The 3,437-nt window shown below is 72.9% G+C and carries 3 protein-coding genes; all 3 read left to right on the forward strand.

Features of this window, described 5'->3' with window-relative positions; genetic code table 11:
* Window positions 1-362: 362 nt before the first annotated feature.
* From ACFVZW_RS36885 to ACFVZW_RS36895, 3 genes are read left to right on the forward strand one after another with little or no spacing between them, the layout of a single operon-like run.
* Window positions 363-1,127, forward strand: coding sequence for an SDR family oxidoreductase (locus ACFVZW_RS36885; RefSeq protein WP_384530948.1), 765 nt, complete (start codon window positions 363-365; stop codon window positions 1,125-1,127).
* Window positions 1,124-2,782: an AMP-binding protein gene (locus ACFVZW_RS36890; protein ID WP_384530950.1), complete on the forward strand. Its 1,659-nt coding sequence runs from the start codon at window positions 1,124-1,126 to the stop codon at window positions 2,780-2,782. The genes ACFVZW_RS36885 and ACFVZW_RS36890 overlap by 4 nt, the downstream gene beginning before the upstream one ends.
* 26 nt (window positions 2,783-2,808) lie before the next feature.
* Window positions 2,809-3,402, forward strand: coding sequence for a TetR/AcrR family transcriptional regulator (locus ACFVZW_RS36895; protein WP_384530952.1), 594 nt, complete (start codon window positions 2,809-2,811; stop codon window positions 3,400-3,402).
* The last annotated feature ends 35 nt before the right edge of the window (window positions 3,403-3,437 follow it).

The following is a 3,437-nucleotide window of genomic DNA, read 5'->3' on the forward strand; positions in this document are numbered from 1 at the left end:
GGGGGATGCTCCTCGGCCTCGTCGGGGGGGGGGGCGCCCGCGGCGGGGGGGGGGGGGCGGGCGCCCGCGCGCGCCCGCGCCCCCCCCGGGCGCGGCCGCGGCCCCCAGCCCGACCGCGCCGCCGGCGGCGAGCAGGCCGCGTCTCGACAGGCCCGACGGGTTCGACCGGCTCGACGGGCTCGACGGGTTGGACGGGCTCGACAGGCTCATACGGAAACCTCCTTGATCGCCTTCCCTGACATGGGCCCGCACGCTAGCGCTCCTGACGGCCCCAGGGAACGAGGCGTGCGCCAGAGGTCTTCCCCTGCTACATACCGACTGGTTAGTCTGCTGGCACTGTCACAACGGAGAGGCGGGTCTCGATGAGTACGGTGCAGGGCGCTGGAGTGGTCGTCACGGGCGCGGGCGGCGGTATCGGAGCCGCACTGGCCCGCCGGTTCGCCGCCGAGGGCGCCCGGGTCGTCGTCAACGACCTCGACCCCGACCGCGCCAAGGCCGTCGCCGAGGAGATCGGCGCCACCGCCGTCCCGGGCGACGCCTCGGAGATCGTCGAGGAGGCCCGCGAGACCCTCGGCGGCACCCTCGACGTCTGGTGCGCCAACGCCGGACTCGCCTCGCCCGGTGACGCCTTCGCCGACGAGGCCGTCTGGGCCGCCGCCTGGGACGTCAACGTCATGGCCCACGTCCGCGCCGCCCGCGCGCTGCTGCCCGACTGGCTGGAGCGCGGCACCGGCCGCTTCGTCTCCACCGTCTCCGCCGCCGGCCTGCTGACCATGGTCGGCGCCGCCCCGTACAGCGTCTCCAAGCACGGCGCGTACGCCTTCGCCGAATGGCTCTCCCTCACCTACCGCCACCGCGGGATCAAGGTCCACGCGATCTGCCCGCAGGGCGTGCGCACGGACATGCTCACCGCCGCCGGATCGGCCGGGGAACTGGTCCTCGCCCCCACCGCCATCGAGCCCGAGGACGTCGCCGACTCCCTCTTCGACGCCATCGAGGCCGACCGCTTCCTGGTCCTCCCGCACCCCGAGGTCGCCGAGTTCTACCGGGCCAGGGCGACCGACCCCGAGCGATGGCTCGGCAACATGAACCACATCCAGCGGAAGTGGGAAGGAGCCGGCGCATGACCTCGACCGAGTCGCTCTACGCGGCCAAGCCCTGGCTCGACCGGCTCACCGAGGCCCAGCGGGCCCCCATCACCCCGCCGCCCACCGTGCTCCACGCCTTCCGGGCCTCCGCCGCACGGGTCCCGGAGAGCCCGGCCCTCGCCTACTTCGACGGCCGCCTCACCTACCGCGAGACCGACACGCTCTCCGACTCGGTCGCCGGACACCTCGTCGGACACGGACTGGAGCGGGGCGACCGGGTCGCGATCATGCTCCAGAACAGCCCGCACTTCGTCCTCGCCCTGCTCGGCGCCTGGAAGGCCGGCGCGACCGTCGTCCCGCTCAACCCGATGTACAAGTCGGCCGAGGTCGGGCACGCCCTGCGGGACTCCGGGGCCATCGCCCTGATCTGCTCCGACCGGGCCTGGGACGCGTATCTGCGGGACACGGCCGCCGACTCTTCCGTACGGATCGTGCTCACCGCCTGCGAACGCGAGCTGCAGACCCGCGACGACCCCCGCGTCCTCGCCTTCGAGCCCGTGCCCACCGAGGCCGACGACCTGCTGGCCGTCGCCCGTGCCGGCCATCCCGCCCCCGCCGACCGTGAGCTCACAGCCGACGACGTGGCCCTGATCAGCTATACCTCGGGCACCAGCGGCACCCCCAAGGGCGCGCTCAACCTGCACCGGGGCATCAGCTACAACGCCGAGCGCCAGCGCACCGGTCACCCGGTACCGGCGGGCGCCGGCTACTTCGCGCTCGCCCCGCTCTTCCACATCACCGGCCTGGTCTGCGAGCTCGCCGCCTGTTTCGGCAACGCCGGCACCCTCGTCCTCGCCTACCGCTTCGACGCCGGGGTCGTCCTCGACGCCTTCCTGGAGCACCGCCCCGCGTACACGGTCGGCCCCTCCACGGCCTTCATGGCGCTCGGTGCCCACCCCGGGGCGACCCGCGACCACTTCTCCTCGTTCCTGATCATCTCCTCGGGCGGCGCGCCGGTACCGCCGGCCCTGGTGGAGAAGTTCCGCGCAGGCTTCGGCCCGTATATCCGCAACGGCTACGGCCTCACCGAGTGCACCGCCCCCTGCGCCGCCGTACCGCCCGAGCTGGAGGCCCCGGTGGACCCCGCCTCCGGCACCCTCTCCGTCGGCCTCCCCGGACCCGACACGGTCGTCCGCATCCTCGACGAGACCGGCGCCGAGGTACCCTTCGGCGAGCCCGGCGAGATAGCCGTACGCGGCCCCCAGGTCGTACCGGGCTACTGGCGGCTCCCGGAGGCCACCGAGCAGACCTTCCCCGAAGGAGAGCTGCGCACCGGCGACATCGGCTTCATGGACGCGGACGGCTGGCTCTACGTCGTCGACCGCAAGAAGGACATGATCAACGCCTCCGGCTTCAAGGTCTGGCCGCGGGAGGTCGAGGACGTCCTCTACACCCACCCGGCCGTCCGCGAGGCCGCCGTCGTCGGCGTCCCCGACGCCTACCGCGGCGAGACGGTGAAGGCGTACGTGAGCCTGCGCCCGGGTGCCGCCGCCGAGCCCGCGGAGCTCTCCGCGTACTGCGAGCAGCGGCTGGCGGCGTACAAGTATCCGCGCGAGGTCGAGATCCTGGCGGAGCTGCCGAAAACGACAAGTGGGAAGATCCTGAGGCGGGAACTCCGTTCCCCCAGTACATGACGATCACAAGGGAAAGGCGGCGGCGCATGGCCAGGACGACGGACGGGAGCGGCACCCCCGTCCCCCAGAGGCTGCTGGCCGCCGCCACCCGGCTCTTCGCGGAGCGTGGCTACGACCGCACCTCCGTCCAGGAGATCGTGGAGGCGGCGGGCGTCACCAAGGGCGCGCTCTACCACTACTTCGGCTCCAAGGAGGACCTCCTCCAGGAGGTCTACTCCCGGGTGCTGCGGCTCCAGCAGGAGCGGCTCGACGCCTTCGCGAACGCGGACGCCCCGGTCGAGCAGCGGCTGCGGGACGCCGCCGCCGACGTCGTGGTCACCACGATCGAGAACCTCGACGACGCCTCGATCTTCTTCCGCTCGATGCACCACCTCAGCCCGGAGAAGAACAAGCAGGTGCGCGCCGAGCGGCGGCACTACCACGAGCGGTTCCGGGCCCTGATCGAGGAGGGCCAGCAGTCCGGGGTGTTCTCCGTGGCGACCCCCGCCGACCTGGTCGTGGACTACCACTTCGGCTCGGTCCACCACCTGTCCACCTGGTACCGCCCGGACGGCCCGCTCACCCCGCAGCAGGTCGCCGACCAGCTCGCCGACCTGCTGCTGCGGGCGCTGCGACCGTAACGCTCCGGCACGACCGAGGGCGCCCGGGGCGATTC

It is taken from the genome of Streptomyces sp. NPDC059567 (assembly GCF_042735655.1).
GTDB lineage: Bacteria > Actinomycetota > Actinomycetes > Streptomycetales > Streptomycetaceae > Streptomyces.

Coding starts and splice junctions, on each gene's coding strand:
- ACFVZW_RS36890 (WP_384530950.1), top strand. CDS start 1,124: ATGACCTCGACCGAGTCGCTCTACGCGGCCAAGCCCTGGCTCGACCGG.
- ACFVZW_RS36885 (WP_384530948.1), top strand. CDS start 363: ATGAGTACGGTGCAGGGCGCTGGAGTGGTCGTCACGGGCGCGGGCGGC.
- ACFVZW_RS36895 (WP_384530952.1), top strand. CDS start 2,809: ATGGCCAGGACGACGGACGGGAGCGGCACCCCCGTCCCCCAGAGGCTG.